Genomic DNA, 25,070 nt, shown 5'->3' with positions numbered 1-25,070 from the left:
TGACTTTCATGCCAAATTTAGATAAAACAAATAACATATTTACAGATACCCTTCAATTGTCTGATGCTGCTTTAGCACTTTGTATCAGGCAATATAATCAGAACCCCGTGTACCAGCAATGGTGTTCTATTCTGGGTATCCATCCGAATGATATACAGGCGATAACGCAAATCCCTTTTTTACCGGTGTCCTTCTTTAAAACACATGAGGTGGTTTGTGGCAGTTTTGAGCCGGAAGTGGTGTTTGAAAGCAGTGGCACCACGCAAACGGTGAATAGCCGCCACCTGGTAAAAGAGGTGAGTTTATACGAGGAAAGCACTATTGTAGCTTTTGAACGGGAGTATGGCGCTATTCAGGACTGGTGTGTTATTGGCTTGCTACCTGCTTACCTGGAGCGTAAAAACTCTTCACTGGTACACATGGTAAACCGCTTTATTGACATATCGCAGATACCCGAAAGTGGCTTTTATTTGTATGAGTATGATAAGCTGTATCAAACCCTGCAAACTCTGGAAGCCCGCGGTCAGAAAACACTGCTGATAGGGGTAACCTTTGGCTTGCTGGATTTTGCCGAAGCCCATACCATGCAGCTGCAGCATACCGTGGTAATGGAAACCGGAGGAATGAAAGGGCGCAGGCGTGAATTAACCCGCGAGGAAGTACATGGCTACCTGACAGAACGCCTGGGGGTAAAACAGGTACACTCTGAATACGGTATGACAGAACTATTAAGTCAGGCTTATTCCAAAGGAGAAGGCCGTTATGTGTGCCAACCCTGGATGAAAGTGCTGGTAAGAGATGAAGAAGATCCGCTGCATGTAAAAACCTCTGGAAGGGGGGTAATTAATATTATAGACCTGGCCAATCGGGATAGCTGTGCTTTTATTGCTACCGATGATGTGGGCATTGTGTATGAAGATGGCAGTTTTGAAGTAAAAGGAAGAATGGATGCCAGCGATATTCGTGGTTGCAGTTTGTTGATGATATAAATTTTTGTAAGAAAAATGCAAAAAGGCCCTGGTACGTTTACCAGGGCCTTTTTTAGTATACTTTTTTATCACTTCTAACTGCATTACTACCTGAAAACAGGTATTTTCTATACTGATTCGAAAAAAAGGCAATATGTTATTAACTTTGCGCCGCTTCGCCTATGATCTACTCCACATACTTTTCACAGCCTTTAAAAAATTGACCAATCCAATGATTCAACGAAAGTGTATGCTTTTGGGGTGCATCCTTAGCCTCAGTTCAGCTCTGATGGCGCAAGACCCACATTTTTCCCAGTATTTTACTTCCCCCATGTCGGTAAATCCTGCTTTAACAGGTAAGTCTGTAGAGGACTGGCGGGGTAGCATTAATATGCGTTCGCAGTGGTGGGGAGAGTCGGTGAAACCTTATTACACGGTAACCGCCGCTCTGGAAAAAAGACTGGGATCGCGGGAAAGCAAAGGCAACTATTGGGGTATAGGTGGAATGGTTATCAGTGATCAGTCTAATGGAGGTATTCTCAAGAATAATTACTTCTCTTTAACAGCCGCTTATCATATCACCTTAGATAAAGCAGGGCGTCACGCTTTGGCAGCAGGACTTACCGGTACCTATGCTAATCGTATACTGGATCCTACCCGGTTTAAGTTTCAGTCGCAATTGGGTAGCATGGGCTTTCAACGCGATATACCAGCTAACGACCCTATTGCTATTGCCAAAAACAATTATTTCGATGTAAGTGCCGGTCTGTCTTATCAATATGCCACCGAAACTTATGGTTTACATGCCGGGGCTGCTTTGTTTCATGTCGCCAAACCTAAAGAAGGAGTATATGAAAACACTACTTATCAGGTGCCACGCAAAACTACTTTGCAGGCTGGTGGCTGGTTTAAAGCAGGGGTGAATAATTCCATTCATATCAGCGCGCTGGGCGAAATGCAGGGCGGCAACAGCATTTACACTATTGGCGGTGTATATAAATTGAGTGTAGGTGACGAACTGTTGCGTAGTGTAAACCTGGGTGCATGGGAACGTTTCGGAGATGCCTTTTATCCTTATTTCGGATTGGAAGGTCAGCGCTGGCTGGGTGGTTTTACCTATGATTTTGTACAGTCTGGAGTTAAAAATTATGCCAGCGTGCAAAGCCTGGAATTGTCGTTTGTATGGAAAATGGGTAAGGCGGGGACTGGAAGCAATGCATCTTCCGCCGGGTTTCTTTATTAACCCATACAGTTTCTCATTCCCATAATGCTATTTAACCTCTACCTAAGTACAAATAAGTAATGAAGAATTTTATATACATTGTTGTTTTCTGTTTTGCCTTTCTTCAGGTTTCCTATTCCCAAACTCCTGATGTCAATGGTATTTTATATGTTAAAAAAGGGGTCGGCGGCAATGGCAGCAGCTGGGGCAATGCTTTAAGCGAACTGGCCGATGCTTTAAAAGCTGCGAAGGATGCTACCGCAGGTACCGTCAAACAAATATGGGTAGCCGGGGGCACCTACTATCCTTTATATGCTGCTGATTTTGCCAGCACGGATAACAGGGACAAGGCTTTTGTTTTGGTGAAAGATGTGAAATTGTATGGTGGTTTTACCGGAACAGAAACTTCATTGACCAACCGTAGCTTGTCGCTCACCAGTAATAAAACGATATTAAGCGGTGATTTTGGTACGGCTGACGATTACACAGATAATGCTTATCACGTACTTATAGCTTCCGGTGATATGGGTACAGCAGTGGTAGATGGTGTTACCATTATGAAGGGATGTACGACAACGGGCAGCGAAACCAATACCTTAACCATCAACGGCAATGCAGTGATGCGGATTGCCGGTGGAGGTTTCGTTTTTCATGCCTCTTCACCTGCTATCAGCAATGTAATTATTTGTGGCAATAAAGCTACTGCCGGGGCAGGCGTATATATGGGGTACAGTTCTAATCCTAGTATTACCAACAGTATCATCAGCGGTAATACTGCCGATATTTCCGGTACGGGTAATGGAGGGGCGATGTTTGCTTATTCTTCTTCACCAGTATTTACCAATGTGGTCCTCGCTGGTAATAACGCAGCAGGTTGGGGAGGTGCTTTTGCGTTATCCAGTGCTACCCCTTTATTCTACAACAGTATTATTTATGGTAATGGAAGTTCACAGCCTGTATGGACTATCAGTGGAAGTTACACTATGCAATACAGTATGTTGCAAGGAGGTGCGGCAAATGCCACTAATCACAACATGGCGGGTACTAATCCTTATTTTGTAAATGCACCTTCTTACAGTTCCGCTCCTTTCACTAATGGTGATTATTCGCTTCAAAAATACAGCCCAGTGATAGATATGGGCAGCAACAGCTTATATGCAGGGGTTAGTGCCTTTACTACCGATCTGGCAGGTGGCGTTCGGGTATATAATTATGCGTCAGGTGGTGTTATTGATATGGGGGCCATTGAAGGCAGGGGCATTAATGCCGATGGTATTATATATGTAAAAAAGGGGGCCACAGGTGCAGGCGATAGCTGGGCAAACGCTATGGGCGAACTCGGTGATGCATTAAATGATGCCAGGGACATTAATGCTGTTGTTGCAGGTAAGGTAAAACAGATATGGGTAGCAGGCGGCACCTATTATCCGCAATATACTCCCGTTACTTCTGCAGATAGCAGGGATAAAACTTTTCTGCTGTTGCAGGATGTAAAAATATACGGAGGCTTTGCCGGATCAGAAACGTCTCTGGCTAACCGCAATCTTTCGCTTACCGGCAATAAAAGTATTTTAAGTGGCGACCTGGGTACGCCTAACTCTAATACAGACAATGTTTATCACGTAGTAGCTATGGTAAGTGCAGCAGGCTCTGCCGAACTGAATGGTTTTACTATTACTGAAGGAAATGCCAACAGGTATGGGAACTTAACAGTAAATGGTACTGGGTTACTCGGAGCTTATGGTGGTGCAATGCAATTGGTATCAACTTCTCCGGTATTGGCCAATATTGAATTTATATCCAACACAGCCACCAATGGAGGGGCGCTTATGTTATACCTGGGAGTCAATTCTTCCATTCAGGATGTGGTATTTAAAAATAATACTGCCAACTATGGCGGCGCCATTTTCGTGCATTCCGGCAATAACTCTGTTTTTGACAGGGTGATATTTAGTGGCAACCGTGCTTTAGTGAATGGCGGTGCCATGTATCTGACATCCTCTGTTGCTCCTGTATTTAAAAACGTACAGATTACGGGTAATAAGGCCGACGTTAACGGAGGTGCTGCAGTTATAGCCAGTAACACGGGTAATACTGTTTCTTTTCTCAATTCGGTAATCAGCGGCAACTCCAGCTTTAATGGCGTTATTTATACGCAATCAGCCAACATTGCTGTAACAAATAGTATTGTGTATGGTAATAGTCATGGTATTATCAGCACAGGCGGTTCTGATCCCAACACTGTTGTTTATAGCCTGGTGCAGGGAATAAATGCAGATGCTGCTAATAATATTATAGATGGTGCAACAGACCCCTTATTTGTTACACCCGCCCCATATGCTAATGCACCTTCTACTGCGGGTAATTATGCATTGCAAAGTATAAGTCCTGTAATGAATAAAGGCAGCAATGCCTTGTATGCCGGTGTAGATGCTGCAACTATCGACCTGGCAGGAAATGCACGCATATATAATTATGCATCGGGTGGTAACATTGATTTGGGAGCATTGGAACACCAGGGTCTGCCAGGACAATACATTACGGTAGCGGATACTGTAAAAACCTATGGTGATACTGCTTTTGCGCCAGTGGCTTTTGCTTCGTCAGGACTGGCGGTAACGCTGCAATCTTCTGATAACAGCATTGTGCAACCATTTATAGATGCTGCTGATGGTAATAAATCTAAACTCACTATTAAAAAGGCAGGCGTAGCAACCATTACAGCCAGCCAGGCAGGTAATGCCACATATGCAGCGGCTACCAATGCTACTTTTACAGTTACTGTTAACAAAGCGGCTTTAACGGTTACCGCCGTAGATACTGCCTTTGTATATAGTGGTGCCACTTTCAGCGGAGGGAATGGGATTACTTATAACGGGTTTGTCAATAATGAAGATGCTACACAGGCACTAGCTGGTACAGTAACATATACCGGATCGGCGCAAGGTGCTAAAAATGCAGGCACATATGTTATTACGCCAGGTAATTTAACAGCACAGAATTATACTATCACCTACCAGTCAGGAATGCTTACTGTCAACAAGGCGGCGTTGAGCATTACTGCCAGTTCTCTGGTAAAAACTTATGACGGTATTGCCTTCAGTGGTGGCAACGGTGTAACCTATAGTGGATTCGTGAACAATGAAGATTCCACAGCTGCTTTAACCGGGGCGTTAATATACAGCGGCACTTCGCAAGGGGCTATTAATTATGGACCATATTCCCTTACACCTTCAGGATTGACTGCTGCCAATTATAACATTACTTTTTATAGTAATAATCTTACTATTACAAAAGCCCCCTTAACAGTCACTGCTAATGATTTTATCAAAACCTATGATGGGGGCGCTTTTACCGGTGGCAATGGCCTTGCTTACACAGGCTTTGTAAATAGCGAAGATTCTACACAGGTATTAAAAGGCCTGGTAACCTATACCGGTAATTCGCAGGGAGCCATCAATGCTGGCAGCTACGACATTATACCGGGTGGATTGTCTGCTACCAATTATGCTATCACTTATGCAAAAGGTACTTTAACCGTGGGCAAAGCTGCTTTAACTATTACAGCCAAAGACAGCACTAAAGTGTATGATGGCCTGGCCTTTAGCAATGGGAATGGTGTTAGCTACAGTGGTTTTGTAAATAATGAAGATTCTACTGCTGCTTTAACCGGTGCGATTACTTACGCTGGTACTTCACAAGGGTCTAAAAACGTAAACACATATACCATTATTCCTGGTGGATTGGTGGCCAATAACTATACCATCACCTTTGCTAATGGAGCGCTTTCTATTACCAAGGCACCATTGGACGTTACCGCCCGTGATTCGGTAAAAACGTATAATGGCGCTGCATTTAGCAATGGTAATGGCGTTACCTACAGTGGTTTTGTAAATAATGAAGATTCTGCTGCCGCTTTAGCCGGTGCAGTAACCTACAGTGGCACTTCACAAGGTGCTGTAAATAGTGGTAATTATACCATTATCCCTGCTGGTTTAACTGCCGCCAACTATAGCATCACTTATCATAGTGGCAGCCTGGATATTAACAAAGCAGGATTAACCGTTACTGCTAAAGATTCTACTAAAACATATGATGGCACAGCCTTTACCGGTGGTAATGGAGTAAACTATACCGGTTTTGCCACAGGCGATAATGCCTCTGTATTAGGGGGCACTTTAAGTTATTCCGGTACTTCTCAAAATGCCGTAAATGCTGGAAAATATGTCATTACACCGGGTGGCTATACTTCGGGTAACTACGATATCAGCTATGTCAACGATACTTTAACCATTGATAAAGCTGCTTTAACCATCACCGCAACCGATTCTGCCAAAGTATACGATGGTAATGCGTTTGCTGGTGGCAACGGCCTTGTCTACAGTGGTTTTGTACATAGCGAAGATTCCACTGCTGCTTTAACCGGAGCGGTATTCTATAACGGTAACTCGCAGGGAGCCATTAACGTAAACAGCTACGATATCATACCCGGTGGATTATCAGCCGCCAACTATGCTATCACTTATGCAAAAGGTACTTTAACCGTGGGCAAAGCTGCTTTAACTGTTACAGCTAAAGACAGTACTAAAGTATATGATGGAGTGACATTCAGCAACGGCAACGGTGTTAGCTACAGTGGTTTTGTAAACAATGAAGACTCTACCGCCGCTTTAACCGGCGCAGTTACTTACACCGGCACATCACAAGGTGCTACCAACGTAAACACATATACGATTGTGCCCGGTGGACTGGTGGCTGAAAACTATAGCATCGTTTATGCTGATGGTACGCTTACTATCAATAAGGCGGTTTTAGAGGTAACTGCCCGCGATACGGTAAAAACTTACGATGGCCTTACCTTTAACAATGGCAATGGAGTAACCTATTCTGGTTTTGTAAATAACGAAGACGCTACTGTGTTAACCGGTACTGTCAGCTACGGCGGTTCGGCACAGGGATCTGTAAACAGTGGCGACTATGCCATCATTCCTTCCGGTTTAAACGCAGATAACTATAGTATCAGCTATACAAATGGTAAGCTTACAGTAAACAAAGCCGCTTTGATGGCAACCGCCAATGATACCGCCCGCTGTTATGGTATCACCAACCCGGTGTTCCGCATCAGTTACAATGGTTTTGTAAATAATGAAACCAAAGCCGTGCTTGTATCAGAAGCAACCGCTGCCAGCATTGCCAATGCTCAGTCGGTAGCAGGTGGTTACACTATTGAGCCATCGGGTGCTGCAGGTGATAACTACACTATTTCTTATGCCAATGGCACCTTAACGGTTCATGCGTTGCCGGTAAGCACTATCAGTGCCGTAGAAGGTACGGTACTGTGTGGAAGCAACGATACACTGACATTAACCGCCTCGGGTAATTACACTTACGAATGGTATCTGGATAATTTAGTAATTACGGGTCAATCTACTGCTCAGCTGGATGCTGCAAAAACGGGTTCTTATACCGCAAAAATCACAGACATGTACGGTTGTGTAAACAGCGCAACCAACAGCATTACCCTTATCCGTTTACTGGCTCCCTCACCAGCGTTCAGCTTTGATACCTGGTGTGCGGGTACACCGGTTGCCTTTACCAATGCATCGGATGCGAGCACCAGCGGAACGGTAACCTACACGTGGAATAGTGGTGATGGGCAAACCAGCACAGCCGCTAATACACAGTTTACTTATGCTGCGGCAGGTAATTATACTGCCGCCTTAACAATAATACCAACAGCATGTCCTGTATTGGCAACTACGGTTACTAAAAACATAGCTATAGAAGCTTCTGTTGCTCCTGTACGTTTGGCAACGGTAAACACCACTGCTTACTTGCCTACACAGTTGGCTGCACGTTCTTTCACCAATGCCAGCTATACCTGGTTGCCAGGTACTGGCTTGTCTAACACAGCTATTTACAATCCTGTAGTTACAGTGAAGGAAAACCAGGAATACTCCATACAAATGGATTTCCCGTCTGGTTGTGTTACAGTTGATACTTTGCTGGTAACTGCTTTTATTGCCAATGATGTATTAGTTCCCAATGTGTTTACTCCTAACGGCGATGGACAAAACGATCTGTTACTTGCCAACCTGCGGGGTAATATCCAATTGCGTTTTTTCCGCGTATTTAATCGCTGGGGTAAAAAGGTATTTGAATCATCTGATCCTGCACAGGGATGGGATGGCCGTGTGAATGGCGAACTGCAACCGCTGGCTACCTATGTGTGGGCGGCAGAAGCTGTGGATGCCAATGGTAATGTCTTCCACAGGCAAGGTTCTGTTACGTTGCTCCGATAGTTTGAATGATGTAAGGATAAAAGAAGCTGTTTCCTAATCAAAAAGGAAACAGCTTCTTTTTTATATACACTAACCATTTCCGGAAGGATTGTAAGAAAGGAGGAGGCTTAGCTTTTTATACCGGAAAACAGGTATTTTCCTGTAGTCATTCGAAAAGTACGCCTATATGCATTAAATTGCGCCGCTTTGCCTGTGAGTTGCACCACCCTAATTCAACTTGATTCTGCTTTTAAAAAATGTACAACTCAATGAAACAACGAAAGTTCAGGCTTTTGTGGTGCACCCTTCTCCTCAGCTCAGCCCTGATGGCGCAAGACCCACACTTTTCACAGTATTTTACTTCTCCTATGTCACTAAACCCGGCATTAGCAGGTCAGGGTATAGAGGACTGGCGGGGTGGTATTAACATGCGCTCACAGTGGTGGGGCGAATCTATTAAGCCATATTACACGGTAACTGCCGCTTTGGAAAAAAGGCTGGGTTCTGCTGACAACGCAGGCAACTATTGGGGCCTGGGTGGTATGGTCATCAGCGATCAGAGTAACGGCGGTATTTTAAAAAATAACTATTTCTCTTTAACGGCCGCTTATCATATCACGTTGGATAAAGCAGGCCGTCACACCATAGGAGCGGGGCTCACGGGCACTTATGCCAACCGCATACTCGATCCTACCCGGTTTAAGTTTCAATCGCAACTGGGCAGCATGGGCTTCCAGCGCGATATACCGGCAAACGATGCCATTGCCATTGCCAAAAACAATTATGTGGATGTAAGCGCGGGTATTACCTACCGGTATACTACCGAAACCTATGGTTTGAATGCCGGAGCAGCTTTGTTTCATGCAGCCAAACCCAAAGAAGGGGTGTATGAAAACACTACGTATAACGTGCCACGCAAAACCACTTTGCAGGCGGGCGGCTGGTTTAAAACAGGGGTGAATAATTCCATTCATATCAGCGTACTGGGCGAAATGCAGGGCGGTAACAGCATTTACACCTTAGGTGGTGTATATAAAATAAGTGTGGGCGATGAGTTGCTGCGTAGTGTAAACCTGGGGGCATGGGAGCGTTTTGGAGACGCCTTTTATCCTTATTTCGGACTGGAAGCTAAGCGTTGGTTAGGTGGTTTTACCTACGATTTTGTGCAATCCGGGGTGAAGAATTACGCCAACGTGCAAAGCCTGGAATTATCGTTTGTGTGGAAAATGGGCAAAGTACATAATCCCACCAGCGCCGGAAGCGGTGTGGTGAATTATTAAGAACAGGCGTTGTCTTGTTCCCAGCCCTTTTAATTGATAACCCAAGCTGTTACAAATGAAACATTTATTACTCTATATATTATCAAGTGTATTTATCACCGCCGGTTTTGCTCAAACGCCCGATGCCAATGGCGTACTGTATGTAAAAAAGGGCGGATCCGGCAATTTATCCGGCAGTAGCTGGGGTAACGCCATAGCCGAACTGGGCCCCGCTTTGGAAGGCGCCCGGCTGGTGAACGCTACTACTCCCGGCTTAGTGAAGGAAATATGGGTGGCCGCGGGTACCTATACCCCTACAACTAAGATAGGCGGTAGTTCTTCTGTCGACAATTTCAAATCATTTATCCTGGTGCCCAATGTAAAACTATACGGTCACTTTGCTGGCACGGAAAGCAGTACGGGAACACGGGATCTGACTTCTTCTAATACTACTGTTTTAAGTGGTAATCTTGGAAGTTATAATTATGTATACCACGTCCTGTTCGGGAACAGATCGCTCGGTAGCGATCCGTTGGTAGTAGATGGCTTTACTGTTCAGGAAGGCTCTGCCAGTGGAAGTACTACGGTTGGAGATCAGGGCGACAATGTAAGTAGCATACATGGAGGTGGTATTCATCTTTTGAATGGGGCTTCGGTTAAGTTTAGCAACATGGTGGTTGCCAACAACTACGCAAGTAGTTATGGTGGGGGCGTAGGAGCTCTGTTCAGTAGCAATGTAACCTTTGAAAATTCGTACATCGCTAGTAATACAGCCGGTCAATTTGGCGGAGGAATAGGAGTATACGGTAATGACACAGTTACTTTAACCAATTGTACCATTCAGCAATGTGCTGCAAGCTTTGGAGCGGGTATTTATCTTAATCAGGGAAGCCCGCTTACAATAACCAATTCATTGATTCAGAATAATAGTGCATACAGCTATGGTGGTGGTATTTTTTCACAAACCGGTGGCCCTATTACTGCCAATGGCGTACAGATAAAAGGCAATACAGGAGGAAATAGTGGTGGTGGTATTTATGTGCAGTATAGTACCGGTACTAACGTATTTAACAATGTATTAATGTCCGGCAATTATGCAGGAAGCAACGGTGGCGCTATTTATATAACCAATGATATTGGCCAGTTTACGAACACTACTATTGTCGGTAATTCGTGTGCTTCGGGTGGAGCTATCTATAATAGTAGTGTAGGCCTTACTATCAATAACAGCGTCATCTATAACAATCAGTCAGGGATTGCCAATATTGGCAGTGCTACCATTAAATACAGCCTGGTGCAGGGCGTGGCGGCAGACGCCAATGCGCACAATTTATCGGGTAGTGATGATCCTTCTTTTACCCTTCCGGTTGACTATAATAATGGAGCAAATGTCGATGGTAATTATACACTGCAAAGCGGAAGCATATTAAAAAATGCGGGTAGCAATGCCTTATATCCGGGATTAAGTGCTTCCAGTACCGATCTGGCAGGTAGTGCACGTGTATCCAACTATGTTAATGGCGGCACTATTGATATCGGGGCTTATGAATTGCAGCAAACGGCGCAGTCCATTAATGCCAGCAATATTTCCAAAACATATGGCGCTGCTGATTTTGCACCCAACTTTGCCGCTACTTCCGGTTTAACGGTAAGTTATGTTTCTGCTGATAACTCCATAGCTGAAGCTTACCAGGATGCTGCTGACGGCAATAAATGGAAGGTGACCATCAAAAAGGCCGGTAGTGTGCAAATAACTGCCGCACAGGCGGGTAATGCCACTTATGCTGATGCGTCTGCCGCTTTTACCCTTACTATAGCTAAAGCTACTTTACTCATCAAAGGAAAAGACAGCACCCGATTTTATGACGGTGCCGCGTTTTATGGTGGTAATGGCGTTTCTTACACTGGCTTTGTAAACAATGAAGATTCTGCACAGGCTTTAACAGGTACGCTTAGCTATGCTGGTTCTGCACAAGGCGCGGTAAATGCCAATACCTATATTATTTCACCTAATGGATTGTCTGCAGATAATTACTCCCTTATTTACCAGCCAGGCGCTTTAACTATTAAAAAAGTAGCCTTAACAATCACTGCAAGCGACACTACTAAAGTGTATGATGGAACAGCCTTCAGTGGTGGTAACGGTTTGGCGTATCTCGGTTTTGTAAATAATGAAGATTCTGCTGCTGCTTTAACCGGCGCAGTAACCTACAGTGGCACTTCACAAGGCGCAGTGAATAGCGGTGATTATACTATTATCCCTGCTGGTTTAACTGCTGCCAACTATAGCATCACTTACCATAACGGTAGTCTGGACATTAATAAAGCCGCGTTAACCGTTTCTGCTAAAGATTCTACTAAAACATATGATGGCACTGCCTTTACTGGTGGTAATGGTGTAAACTATACCGGTTTTGCCACAGGCGATAATGCTTCTGTGTTGGGCGGTGCTTTAAGTTATACCGGTACTTCGCAAAATGCAGTAAATGCTGGAAAATATGTAATAACACCGGGTGGCTATACTTCCGGCAATTACGATATTAGCTATGGAAATGACACTTTAACCATTAATAAAGCCGCATTAACCATCACTGCAGCCGATTCAACCAAGGTGTATGATGGTAGAACCTTTACCGGTGGTAATGGTCTTGCTTACAGTGGTTTTGTACATAGCGAAGATTCTACAGCTGCCTTAACCGGAACAGTAGCCTATACCGGTAACTCCCAGGGAGCTATCCAGGTTAACAGCTACGATATTGTACCTGGTGGCTTATCTGCTGCTAACTACGCTATTACTTATGCAAAAGGAACTTTAACAGTAGGCAAAGCCGCTTTAACGGTTACAGCCAAAGACAGCACTAAAGTGTATGATGGCCTGGCCTTTAGCAATGGGAATGGTGTTAGCTACAGTGGTTTTGTAAATAATGAAGATTCTACTGCTGCCTTAACCGGTGCGATTACTTACGCTGGTACTTCACAAGGGTCTAAAAACGTAAACACATATACCATTATTCCTGGTGGATTGGTGGCCAATAACTATACCATCACCTTTGCTAATGGAGCGCTTTCTATTACCAAGGCACCATTGGACGTTACCGCCCGTGATTCGGTAAAAACGTATAATGGCGCTGCCTTTAGCAATGGTAATGGCGTTACCTACAGTGGTTTTGTAAATAATGAAGATTCCACTGCCGCTTTAGCCGGTGCAGTAACCTACAGTGGTACTTCACAAGGTGCTGTGAATAGTGGTAATTATACCATTATCCCTGCTGGTTTAACTGCCGCCAACTATAGCATCACTTATCATAGTGGCAGCCTGGATATTAACAAAGCAGGATTAACCGTTACTGCTAAAGATTCTACTAAAACATATGATGGCACAGCCTTTACCGGTGGTAATGGAGTAAACTATACCGGTTTTGCCACAGGCGATAATGCCTCTGTATTAGGGGGCACTTTAAGTTATTCCGGTACTTCTCAAAATGCCGTAAATGCTGGAAAATATGTCATTACACCGGGTGGCTATACTTCGGGTAACTACGATATCAGCTATGTCAACGATACTTTAACCATTGATGAAGCTGCTTTAACCATCACCGCAACCGATTCTGCCAAAGTATACGATGGTAATGCGTTTGCTGGTGGCAACGGCCTGGCCTACAGTGGTTTTGTGCATAGCGAAGATTCCACTGCTGCTTTAACCGGTGCCGTATCTTACACTGGTAACTCGCAGGGAGCCATTAACGTAAACAGCTACGATATCATACCCGGTGGATTATCTGCCGTCAACTATGCTATCACTTATGCGAAAGGTACTTTAACCGTGGGCAAAGCCGCTTTAACTATTACAGCCAAAGACAGCACTAAAGTGTACAATGGATTGGCCTTTAGCAATGGCAACGGTGTTAGCTATAGTGGTTTTGTAAACAATGAAGACTCTACTGCTGCTTTAACCGGCGCAGTTACTTACGCTGGTACCTCTCAAGGGGCTACCAACGTAAACACGTACACCATTATTCCTGGTGGACTGGTGGCTAACAACTACAGCATCACTTTCGCGAATGGAACACTTGCTATCAATAAAGCTGTATTAGAGGTAACTGCACGTGACTCGGTAAAAACGTATGATGGGGTTGCTTTCAGCAACGGTAATGGCGTTATCTACAGTGGTTTTGTAAATAATGAAGATTCTACTGCCGCTTTAACCGGCGCAGTAACCTACAGTGGCACTTCACAAGGTGCAGTGAATAGCGGTGATTATACCATTATTCCTGCTGGTTTAGCTGCTGCCAACTATAGCATCACTTACCATAACGGTAGCCTGGATATTAATAAAGCTGCCTTAACCGTTACTGCTAAAGATTCTACTAAAACGTATGATGGTACTGCCTTTGCCGGCGGTAATGGTGTGAACTATGCCGGTTTTGCCACAGGTGATAATGCATCTGTATTAGGAGGAACTTTAAGTTACTCTGGTACTTCTCAAAATGCGGTAAATGCCGGTAAATATGTAATAATACCGGGTGGCTATACTTCGGGTAACTACGATATCAGCTATGTCAACGATACTTTAACCATTGATAAAGCTGCTTTAACCATCACCGCAACCGATTCTGCCAAAGTATACGATGGTAATGCGTTTGCTGGTGGCAACGGCCTTGCCTACAGTGGTTTTGTACATAGTGAAGATTCCACTGCTGCTTTGACCGGTGCCGTATCTTATACCGGTAACTCGCAGGGAGCCATTAATGTAAACAGCTACGATATCATACCCGGTGGATTATTTGCCGCCAACTATGCTATCACTTATGCGAATGGTACTTTAACCGTGGGCAAGGCTGCTTTAACTATTACAGCCAAAGACAGCACTAAAGTATACGATGGCCTGGCATTCAGCAATGGCAACGGTGTTAGCTATAGTGGTTTTGTAAACAATGAAGACTCTACTGCTGCTTTAACCGGCGCAGTTACGTACACTGGTACCTCACAAGGGGCTACCAACGTAAATACATATACGATTGTTCCGGATGGACTAGTAGCTGATAATTACAGCATTACCTATGCGAATGGAACGCTTACTATTAATAAAGCCGCATTAGAAGTAACTGCCCGTGATACGGTAAAAACCTACGATGGCCTTGCATTTAATAATGGTAATGGATTGATATATACCGGTTTTGTCAATAATGAAGATGCTACTGTGTTAACCGGTACTGTTATCTACAGCGGCTCGGCACAGGGAGCTGTAAACAGCGGTGATTACACAATTGTACCTTCCGGTGTAAGCGCTGATAACTATACTATCAGCTACACCAATGGTAAGCTTACCGTAAATAAAGCGGCTTTGATGGTAACTGCCAACGATACCGCCCGTTGTTATGGTATTGCCAACCCGGTGTTCCGCATTAGCTACAATGGTTTTGTGAATAATGAAACCCAAGCCGTACTTACATCAGAAGCAACGGCTGCCAGCGCTGCCAATGCACAGTCGGTAGCAGGTGGCTACAACATTGCGGCATCTGGTGCAGCAGGTAGCAACTATGCCATTTCTTATTCCGATGGTACCTTAACTGTTCGCGCACTGCCTGTAAGCACTATCAGTGCAACAGAAGGTACGATATTGTGTGGTGTCAATGATACGCTGGCATTAACCGCTTCAGGTAACTACACTTACGAATGGTACCTGGATAGCGAAGTAATCACCGGTCAGTCTGCTGCCCAGCTGGATGCAGCCAAAACAGGTGCCTATGCCGCAAAAGTTACAGATGCTTATGGTTGCGTAAATAACACAAACAATAGCATCACTCTTACCCGTTTACTGGCTCCCTCACCAGCGTTCAGCTTTGATACCTGGTGTGCAGGTACACCGGTTGCCTTTACCAATGCATCGGATGTGAGCACCAGCGGAACGGTAGCCTACACCTGGAATAGTGGCGATGGACAAACCAGCACAGCTGCTAATACACAGTTTACTTATGCTGCGGCAGGTAGTTTTACTACGGCTTTAACAGTAACGCCGACAGCATGTCCTGCATTGGTAGCTACGGTTACTAAAAGCATAGCAGTAGAAGCACCTGTAGCCAGTGTGCGTTTGGCAACGGTAAATACTTCCGCTGCCCTGCCTACACAGTTGGCCGCACGTTCTTTAACTAATGCCAGCTATACCTGGTTGCCAGGTACAGGCTTATCTAACACGGCTATTTACAATCCGGTAACTACCTTAAATGAAACTCAGCAATACACCATTCAAATGAGTTTCCCTTCTGGTTGTGTTACAGCAGATACCTTGTTAGTGAATGTGTTTATTTCCAATGATGTATTAGTGCCTAATGTGTTTACTCCTAACGGCGATGGCCAAAACGATCTGTTATTGCCTAATCTGAGAGGTAATATCAAATTGCGTTATTTCCGGGTGTTTAACCGCTGGGGTAAAAAGGTATTTGAATCATCAGATCCTGCACAGGGATGGGATGGTCGCGTAAATGGCGAACTGCAACCGCTGGCCACTTATGTATGGACTGCTGAAGCTGTTGACAACAACGGTAAGGCTTTCCACAGGCAAGGTTCTGTTACATTGCTCCGATAGTTTTCAGTAACTGATGATATCCAAGGTGCTTCCAGCCGGAAGCACCTTTTTTTATGCAGAAAAGGCCTCCGGCAATCTGTGCATAATTCTACAAAATGATGTAAGTTTAAAATACAAACCAATCATAAACAACATACACCCATGCCTGCCAGCACCATTGCCGAAGTTGTTACTGCTTTAGAAACGATTATACACGATAGCATTGCCGCCAATAGTCGCCTGGGCTATTTTGCTGCCTTATACCATAAAGTCACCGTAAGTGTGCAACACGGCATACAAACCGGGCAGTTCCAGGATGGACCGCGTATGGAAAGGCTGGATGTTATTTTTGCCAACCGTTACTTGAATGCCTACGATCAATGGAAAAAAGGGGAGCAGCCCACAGCTTCGTGGAAACTGGCTTTTGAAACGGCTGAAAAGTCAGGTCCGTTAGTGTTGCAGCAGTTATTGCTGGGAATGAGCGCGCATATCAATCTCGATCTGGGCGTAGCTGCTGTAGAAGTTTCCGGTACCAATCCTCTACAGGATATTCATAACGATTTTGATATGATCAATACTATCATATCCTCCCTTACATACCAGGTGCTGAACGACCTGGTAAAAATATCGCCACTGCTATCCCTGCTGGGCCTGCATGCGGGTAACAATAATTCTGTGCTCATCCAGTTTAGTATAGATAATGCCCGCGATGGCGCGTGGTGCTTTGCTGAAGAGCTGATGCTATTATCAATAGCTGATAGGCCGGCTGGCATCACCAAAAGAGATACTAATATTTATAAGTTAGGTACCAGCATCGCCATGCAAAACGGCTTCCTGCTCTTCACCACCTGGGTGGTGCACCTGTTTGAATGGAAGAAACCTGCCGGCATTATAGAAGTGCTGCATGGAGGTAAAAAGCAACACTTTACCATAGATAAGCCCAATGCTTGATTGTTTATACAGCCATTGAAGATATTTACCTGGTGTTTTAAATAGAGTGTAAAAAAGAAAATTTTTAACTTGTTGGTTTTCAGTTTATAAATTGGTATTTGTTCATTCTATTCCAGAATTTTGTACATTTATACGAGTGAATGGATAAACTCAATATGAACAACAGCATAGACATATTAAGAATGCAGTCTGATATTATGAAGAAAATTCATGCCTTTAAAATGTTTAAAATAGAAGGGATGGATGCTGTTGTCAAATTCTTTCCCAAATTAAAGCCTTTCATACTAGCTAATGCACATAAGAATCTTGAAGATTTGGAATGTGAAATGATTGCACAATTAGACGCTATCAGAATGGAAGTAGTTTAAGATTTCTTTCTCGTAAGTATTCATTAAAATAATGAAGGTTCTGGCTATTTTCTAATAGGCTGAAGTCTCCGCTCCATGAAAAGCCATTTTCTATCCAGAACTTATATCCTTCTGTACTTTTAAGTAGTTCGTAAAGGCATGTTTTGGGCTTGTGATGTTTTTCACAAAGTGCTTGAAGTCGCAGTTGATCAAAAGGCCACATAGAATAGCCCATTTTTCACCAAGTGACATAACCATAGAAATCTGTGCCCTGGATAGCATTCGTTCTAAGGGTGCTAAAACTATGTGCCCTGGATGCTACAATCTGGTTATAGAAAAGTTTTGTGCCAATTCTTGTGCTACGATAGATAGTAGGAACAAGCATTGTGTTATTAATGATTATACCTTCTTGCAGATTAATGTTTCGGCTTACGTAATACTTTTCTGTATGTACTTCGGTCTCAAAAGTACAGGGGCCTTCGATTGTGATGGTAAGGTCAAGTTTGGTTAAAGTGTTATCCGGAATCCCTCCACACAAAGCCAATAGCTGTTTGTCGCTTAGATTACAATGTTCGGCAATGTCTTCATCTCCATTGCGGGTTACTTTCACAATGTGATATAATTCTTCAGTATGGTCAAGCAATTTTTTAAAGATTTTATTGTCGACTAACTAAGATAAATAAAAGGGGTATAGTAAAACAGATATAATTATATGTAATGAATGTGTGTGCTAGGCTGGCAAGTTATCAAAGCTAAGAACAGCTTGTGGAACGAAGGTGATGAATTGCTTGTTGTGCAAAGCTTTCAGGTGTATAAAAAGCAAAAGTCGTCTTCATTAATATCAATGAGACGACTTTTGCTTTTTATATTACCGTAAGTTGCTTATTTCTTCTCCAACCACTTGCGTGCATTCACAAACGCTTCCATCCACGGCGATACTTCATCCTTGCGGCCTTGTGGGTAGTTAGCCCAATGCCATTGGAATAAGCTGCGCTCAATGTGTGGCATGGTTACCAGGTGACGGCCGGTGGTGTCACATAGCATACCGGTGTTGTAAGCACTGCCGTTAGGGTTGGCTGGGTAGCCTTCATAACCGTATTTACCTACAATCTGGTATTTGCTTTCTTCGTAGGGCAGTTTAAACTTGCCTTCGCCATGCGATACCCACACCCCCAGCGTGGCGCCTGCCAGGCTGGATAACATTACAGAGTTGTTTTCCTGTATAGTTAAAGAGGTAAAGATGCTTTCGTGTTTATGACTGTCGTTGTGCAGCATTTTAGGTTTGTCGGCATGGTCCGGATTAATCAGGCCCAGCTCTACAAACAACTGACAACCGTTACAAATACCTATAGACAGGGTATCGTCACGTTTAAAAAAGTTTTCCAACGCTACACGTGCTTTTTCGTTGTACAGGAACGAGCCTGCCCAACCTTTGGCACTACCTAATACATCTGAGTTAGAGAAACCGCCCACAGCGCCTAAAAACTGAATATCTTCCAGTGTTTCGCGGCCGGTGATCAGGTCGGTCATGTGCACATCTTTCACGTCAAAGCCAGCCAGGTATAAGGCGTTGGCCATCTCACGTTCAGAGTTGCTGCCTTGCTCTCTTAACACCGCTGCTTTCGGGCGCGGCTTAGAAGCGTCAATCAAAGGCTTCTTGCCATCGAAATGTGCAGGGAAGGTATATTGTAAAGGCTGGTTTTTGTAGTTGGTATAACGTTCAGTTGCTTTGGCTACACCGCTTTGTTGCTGATCCAGCAAGTAAGAAGTTTTAAACCACACATCGCGCAGTTCTGTTACGTTAAAGCTATAAGTGGCACCACTGTTTATAACGTTCAGCGTAGCTTCTTTAGTAGCCTTACCAATGTTATAGAAGGTTACACCGGCTGCTTTCAGTATAGCTTCCGCGCTGGCGTCTGCCTGGAATACAATACCTGCATTTTCTGCAAACAGTACTTGTATAATATCATTATTACCTAATGCACTCAGGTCAATTTGAGCGCCCAGGTTGGTATCAGCAAAACACATTTCCAGCAGGGTGGTAATTAAACCGCCGCTGGCAACATCATGTCCCGCTTGTATTTTACCGGCTTTAATTAATTGCTGTATGGTATTGAAAGCAGTTTTAAACTGTGCAGCGTCTTTCACGTCCGGCGCTTCGTTACCTACTTTATTTACTACCTGTGCAAAAGAGCTTCCGCCCAGTTTGAAGGTATCGTTCGATAAGTTGATGTAGTAAATGTTGCCGCCGTTCTTTTGCAGCACGGGTTCTACTACTGCGGTAATATCATTACAATGTCCGGCAGCAGAGATAATCACCGTACCTGGGGCAATCACTTCTTTGTCTGAGTATTTCTGTTTCATACTCAGAGAGTCCTTGCCGGTAGGGATGTTAATGCCCAGTTCAATAGCAAAGTCCGAACAGGCTTTTACAGCCTGGTACAAACGTGCATCTTCCCCTTCGTTCTTACAAGCCCACATCCAGTTGGCAGATAAGGAAACGGATGTCAGGTCATCCTGTAAAGGAGCCCACACCAGGTTGGTCAATGATTCAGCTATGGCGTTACGGCTACCAGCTGCGGCATCAATTAAAGCGGTTAAAGGCGAGTGGCCAATGGAAGTGGCTATACCTTCTTTGCCGGCAAAGTCCAGTGCCATTACACCACAGTTGTTCAATGGTAATTGTAAGGGGCCTGCACATTGTTGCTTTGCCACACGGCCACCTACGCAGCGGTCTACCTTGTTGGTTAACCAGTCTTTGCTGGCTACTGCTTCCAGTTGCAATACCTGTTGCAGGTATTGGTGCAGTTGTGCTGCATCGTAGCTAACAGGGGCATAGGTTCTGTTTACAATTTTATCCGACATCACCACTTTAGGCGAGCTGCCAAACATATCTTTTAAATCCAGGTCCATCGGCTTGGCACCGGTAGAAGCGGAAGTGAAAGAGAAACGGTGATCGTTGGTAACGTCGCCTACAGCGTACATAGGGCTACGTTCGCGGCTGGCTATTTTTTGTAACAGGTCAATATCTTTTTGTCCAATCACCAGGCCCATACGCTCCTGCGATTCGTTGCCGATGATCTCTTTTGCCGAAAGGGTAGGATCACCTACAGGCAGTTTATCCAGCTGAATCTTACCGCCATTGTCTTCTACCAGCTCGCTCAGGCAGTTCAGGTGTCCGCCTGCGCCGTGGTCGTGGATAGATACAATCGGGTTGTGATCGCTTTCCACCAAACCGCGCACGGTGTTGGCTGCTCTTTTCTGCATTTCGGGGTTAGAACGTTGTATCGCGTTTAACTCAATGCCCGAACCAAAAGCACCAGTATCCGCACTGGATACTGCTGCGCCACCCATACCAATACGGTAGTTGTCGCCACCCAGTATCACAATCTTATCGCCTTCAGCAGGCTTTTGCTTTTTAGCCTGGTCTGCCTTGCCGTAGCCTACGCCACCGGCCAGCATAATTACTTTATCATAACCCAGTATCCTGCCAGCTTCTTCATGCTCGAAAGTGAGTACAGAACCTGTGATTAAAGGCTGACCAAACTTGTTACCAAAATCGGTAGCGCCATTTGATGCCTTAATCAGGATATCCATAGGCGTTTGGTATAACCATTTGCGCGCAGTGGTAGCTTGTTCCCAGGCGCGGTCTTTTTCCAGTCGGGAAAGTGCAGTCATATATACTGCGGTACCTGCCAGTGGGATAGAACCTTGTCCGCCCGCCAGCCTGTCGCGTATTTCACCACCCGAACCGGTAGCAGCACCGTTAAAAGGCTCTACGGTAGTAGGGAAGTTGTGGGTTTCGGCTTTTACCGAAATCACCGAATCAAACTCTTTTACCTGGTAAAAAGAAGGCTCGTCTGCTCTTTGCGGGGCAAACTGCTGCACTCTCGGACCCTGTAAAAAGGCCACGTTATCTTTATAAGCACTTACAATGCTGTTGGGGTTGGCTTCTGATGTTTTGCGAATGAGTTTGAACAGGGAAGTAGGTTGTGCTTCACCATCAATAACAAAAGTGCCATTGAATATTTTGTGACGGCAGTGTTCGCTGTTCACCTGCGAAAAGCCAAATACTTCCGAATCGGTAAGCTTACGGCCCAGTTTTTCGCTCAGCTGGTTCAGGTAAGCCACTTCGTCATCGCTCAGGGCTAAACCTTCCTGTTTGTTATAAGCGGCAATGTCGCTTATTTCCAGCACCGGCTCCGGCTGTATGTTGATGGTAAAAATGTCCTGGCTCAGTTCAGGGTACTTCTGAAGCAACATGTGGTCGTAGCCATTAGCATCGGCTGTAACCGGTTCAAATTCCTCAATACGGATAATACCCTCAATACCCATGTTCTGTGTAATTTCTACGGCATTGGTACTCCAGGGAGTTATCATAGTGGCGCGTGGGCCTACAAAGGAACCTGCTAAGGTTGTTTCGGTTTTCACTTGTGCGCCTCCGAATAACCAGCTTAATTTATCGGTATCAGCTGCGGAAAGGCTACGGTTTACTTGTACAGCATAAATCCGCGATGGGATTTCGAAGAAGTAGATCCTGTTCATATATGGCCGCAAAGGTACCAAAAAGTAATAGTTAAGAAAATGGCAAACATGGATTTTGTAATAATCTTCCTGCCAGCCGCTTGCAGTGGAAAAAAAGCCAGCTTTCGGAGGGACGGAGCATATCAGCACATGGGGAGTTTTGAAAAAGCTTTTTTAGTATTAAGTGGTTAATTATTAGCTGATTACATCTTTTTATTGTAATTGTTGTATATGTGGTAAGGCGAAAACAAAATGAAGTAGCTGCTGTTAGAAAGTCGGTTCTTGGGGTGACAGTTATGGCATTATTGAGGGTGATTTACTCCAGAGGCGGCGCAAAAAATGCTGTTTTTCGGCTAAGGCCGCGAGAGGTGTGCTGTATACTGTTGATTACCAGTCGATGATAAAAAGGATAGGAGAGTCTGTAACGTTTGTCCGCTTCGCCGTGCTTTTTGGCCACTTCATACAGATTGCAAAAATCACACAGGTAGCCTGGGGTAGGTTTGTGTTGTTGAATAACAATATGAAGTCACAATACATTATCCTGGTTTTGTTTACCGCCGCCTTTACTGCCCGGGGGCAGGCCTTGAACACTACAGATACCAGTACTATTCATTACCTGGGGCAGGTGTGGGAGCAGGCCATACAGCACAACCCCACGCAGGCTATTTACCAGCAGCAGTTACAGCAGGCTGTTTACAACAGCAAAGCGGCTAAGGGTGTTTTTTACCCCAATGCTTCCGCTGCTTTTAACGCTACCGATAACCTGCATCTGGGTGTAACGCCTATTCCCGGCGAAATCATTGACAAACCCGGCACTACCTATTATGCCCAGTTTGGAAAAACGTATAACTACAACACGGGGGTGACTGTTACGCAAAACCTGTTTAACTGGACTAGTGTAATGCAGTCTAAAATTGCGCAAAGCAATGTGGAGTTGAGTCGTTTACAGCAGCAGCAGTACCAGCAAACATTGAAAGAGCAGGCAGCGCGATTGTATTTTACCGCGCTTATAGCACAGAATGCCTTGCAGATAAACAAGGCGGATAAGGCGTTGGCGGATAGTTTGCAGGTATTGGCCTGGCACAAACTACAGGAAGGAACGTCCGATTTACTGGCCAGTAACCAGGCTACTATTAATGTCAATAACATTATCCAGAACCAGGCGCAAAGCCAGCAGTTATATCACCAGAGTATTGCTAACCTGAAAGTGTTGCTGGGACAACAACCGGCATCCGAACTGGTGCTTACCGAAGCGCTGAGTATTGATTCTCTGGTGGCATTGCCCGTGCCCCAGGCGGGTCCCGACCATACCCTGGATGTGTTTAGCCAACAGATACAGATTGCCAATATGCAACGCCGGCAGCAAAGGGCGGCTGCTTACCCGGTAATAGGAGCCACCGGTTATTTTGGAAGCCAGCAATACCGTAACGATTTTGGGTTAACGTTTGGAAAAGACGACTGGCATGGCTACCGCTATATAGGCTTGAATGTGTCGGTGCCTTTATTCACCGGCTTTACCAACAGCAATAAATATAAAAGCGCGCAGGTACAGCAGCAGATAGCACAGTTGCAATATGATACTGCCCGGCTGCGCAGCGAAACCAACGATCTGTTGCAGGTGAAAAACTATAACGATTACCTGCAAATGGTAAAAAGTGCGGCGGATAATTTTCATTTGTATGGCGATAACCTGCAACTGAACCAGCAAAAATACCTGGAGGGTGTTATTGCTATGGATGTATATATCAAAGCATTCCAGGATTATCTCACTGCCGAAAACACCTATTTAAATAATTTATCCTTATTGCTGTCTACTAGGGCAACACTTTTATCACGACAATAATTGACCATTTATACCCGGTTATCATGAAATATATTCCTTTCTTATGTATAGCAGTCATCGTCACCGCTACCGGCTGCGCCAATAAAAACGAAACAAAGCCCGAACGCAAAACCATCGTGGATGCGGTATTTGGCAGCGGGCACCTGGAAAATGCCAGCCAGTATACGGTAATGGCCAATGCCGAAGGGTTTATTGCCAGCTCGTATGTGGTGGAGGGCGATACGGTGCGTGCCGGCCAGCCTTTGTTTCGCTTGTCTAACGAAGTGCAGCAAACACAGGTGGCTAATGCGCGGGTAAACCTGGAATACGCCCAGGGCAATGCTGCGCAAAGCAGTCCGCAAATACAGCAGCTACAGGCGCAGATTGTTCAGGCGCAGCATAAGGTGCAGGTAGATTCTACCAATTACGCCCGTTACAGCCGTTTGGTAAAAACACAGGCGGTATCGGCCAGCGATTACGAAAATGCCCGGTTAAATTACCAGAGCGCTTCCTCCAGCCTGGAGGTGCTGCAAAAGAACCTGGCCGATTTACAGCGTACCCTGCATTTGAATGTAGACAATGCCGCATCGCAATACCGTATTCAGCAGGAGAATAATAATTACTATACGTTGCAAAGCACCGGTGCAGGTGTGGTAATGAACATTGCTAAAAAAACGGGCGACTTTGTAAAGAAGGGAGAGCAACTGGCTTTGCTGGGGGCAGGCAACATTATTATGAAGCTGGATATTGCAGAGGAAGATATTGAGCGGGTAAAGCCCGGTCAGCGTGTGCTGGTATCTTTAAACAGCGATAAAAACAAAATCTATGACGCCCGCATCACTAAAATATACCCGGCCTTCAACGCTACCGATCAAAGCTTTATAGCCGAAGCGGTTTTTGTACACCTGCCTTTTCAGCCTTTAAATGGTACGCAGCTACAGGCTAATATTATCATTGGCGAAAAGCAACAGGCACTGGTAATACCTTCTTATAGTTTGCAGGATGGCGATTATGTGTATGTAGGCAAAGAAAAGAAGAAGGTGACGGTGGGCATACGCACACTGGAATATACCGAAATAACGGCTGGGCTTAACGACAATGATATCATCACCTTACCTAAAAAGAAATAAC

Annotated in this window: 10 protein-coding genes; 9 read left to right on the top strand and 1 reads right to left on the bottom strand. The window is 44.8% G+C overall.

Going from position 1 to position 25,070, the window contains the following annotated elements; genetic code table 11:
• Positions 1–8: 8 nt before the first annotated feature.
• The 7 genes from FLA_RS17020 (at position 9) to FLA_RS16990 (ending at position 17,614) form a co-directional block, all read left to right on the top strand.
• A complete protein-coding gene (locus FLA_RS17020; RefSeq protein WP_084206446.1) occupies positions 9–989 on the top strand; it encodes a LuxE/PaaK family acyltransferase in 981 nt (326 codons plus the stop codon).
• Between the two features lie 268 nt (positions 990–1,257).
• A complete protein-coding gene (locus tag FLA_RS17015) occupies positions 1,258–2,211 on the top strand; it encodes a PorP/SprF family type IX secretion system membrane protein (protein WP_231940277.1) in 954 nt (317 codons plus the stop codon).
• A gap of 59 nt (positions 2,212–2,270) precedes the next feature.
• Positions 2,271–8,492, top strand: coding sequence for an MBG domain-containing protein (locus tag FLA_RS17010; RefSeq protein ID WP_096511100.1), 6,222 nt, complete (start codon positions 2,271–2,273; stop codon positions 8,490–8,492).
• A gap of 248 nt (positions 8,493–8,740) precedes the next feature.
• A complete protein-coding gene (locus tag FLA_RS17005) occupies positions 8,741–9,751 on the top strand; it encodes a PorP/SprF family type IX secretion system membrane protein (RefSeq protein WP_076383019.1) in 1,011 nt (336 codons plus the stop codon).
• Positions 9,752–9,806: 55 nt separating this feature from the next.
• Positions 9,807–16,316: an MBG domain-containing protein gene (locus FLA_RS17000; RefSeq protein ID WP_096511098.1), complete on the top strand. Its 6,510-nt coding sequence runs from the start codon at positions 9,807–9,809 to the stop codon at positions 16,314–16,316.
• Positions 16,317–16,457: 141 nt separating this feature from the next.
• Complete coding sequence (locus tag FLA_RS16995; RefSeq protein ID WP_076381469.1) at positions 16,458–17,246, top strand: DUF5995 family protein; 789 nt, start codon at positions 16,458–16,460, stop codon at positions 17,244–17,246.
• Positions 17,247–17,401: 155 nt separating this feature from the next.
• On the top strand, positions 17,402–17,614 hold the full coding sequence (locus FLA_RS16990) for a hypothetical protein (RefSeq protein ID WP_144264127.1): 213 nt from the start codon (positions 17,402–17,404) through the stop codon (positions 17,612–17,614).
• Positions 17,615–18,475: 861 nt separating this feature from the next.
• On the opposite strand, the gene purL is transcribed toward FLA_RS16990, so the two are convergent.
• Positions 18,476–22,138: a phosphoribosylformylglycinamidine synthase gene (purL, locus tag FLA_RS16980; RefSeq protein WP_076381472.1), complete on the bottom strand. Its 3,663-nt coding sequence runs from the start codon at positions 22,136–22,138 to the stop codon at positions 18,476–18,478.
• A 499-nt stretch (positions 22,139–22,637) separates the two neighbouring features.
• On the opposite strand from purL, the gene FLA_RS16975 reads away from it, so the two are divergent.
• Together FLA_RS16975 and FLA_RS16970 are read left to right on the top strand one after the other, a co-directional pair.
• Positions 22,638–23,960, top strand: a complete 1,323-nt coding sequence (locus FLA_RS16975) for a TolC family protein (protein ID WP_159445167.1) — start codon at positions 22,638–22,640, stop codon at positions 23,958–23,960.
• Positions 23,961–23,983: 23 nt separating this feature from the next.
• Entirely contained in the window at positions 23,984–25,069 is a 1,086-nt protein-coding gene (locus FLA_RS16970) for an efflux RND transporter periplasmic adaptor subunit (RefSeq protein ID WP_076381474.1), read from the top strand.
• The last annotated feature ends 1 nt before the right edge of the window (position 25,070 follow it).

This window comes from Filimonas lacunae (assembly GCF_002355595.1).
Taxonomy (GTDB): domain Bacteria; phylum Bacteroidota; class Bacteroidia; order Chitinophagales; family Chitinophagaceae; genus Filimonas; species Filimonas lacunae.
Note: the sequence above shows the minus strand (reverse complement) of the source record. Positions and strands in the feature narration are given on the sequence as shown.

Excerpts from the sequence above, each read along its gene's own strand:
- FLA_RS17020 (WP_084206446.1), top strand. The coding sequence starts at position 9 with ATGCCAAATTTAGATAAAACAAATAACATATTTACAGATACCCTTCAA.
- FLA_RS17015 (WP_231940277.1), top strand. The coding sequence starts at position 1,258 with ATGGCGCAAGACCCACATTTTTCCCAGTATTTTACTTCCCCCATGTCG.
- FLA_RS17010 (WP_096511100.1), top strand. The coding sequence starts at position 2,271 with ATGAAGAATTTTATATACATTGTTGTTTTCTGTTTTGCCTTTCTTCAG.
- FLA_RS17005 (WP_076383019.1), top strand. The coding sequence starts at position 8,741 with ATGAAACAACGAAAGTTCAGGCTTTTGTGGTGCACCCTTCTCCTCAGC.
- FLA_RS17000 (WP_096511098.1), top strand. The coding sequence starts at position 9,807 with ATGAAACATTTATTACTCTATATATTATCAAGTGTATTTATCACCGCC.
- FLA_RS16995 (WP_076381469.1), top strand. The coding sequence starts at position 16,458 with ATGCCTGCCAGCACCATTGCCGAAGTTGTTACTGCTTTAGAAACGATT.
- FLA_RS16990 (WP_144264127.1), top strand. The coding sequence starts at position 17,402 with ATGAACAACAGCATAGACATATTAAGAATGCAGTCTGATATTATGAAG.
- purL (WP_076381472.1), bottom strand. The coding sequence starts at position 22,138 with ATGAACAGGATCTACTTCTTCGAAATCCCATCGCGGATTTATGCTGTA.
- FLA_RS16975 (WP_159445167.1), top strand. The coding sequence starts at position 22,638 with ATGAAGTCACAATACATTATCCTGGTTTTGTTTACCGCCGCCTTTACT.
- FLA_RS16970 (WP_076381474.1), top strand. The coding sequence starts at position 23,984 with ATGAAATATATTCCTTTCTTATGTATAGCAGTCATCGTCACCGCTACC.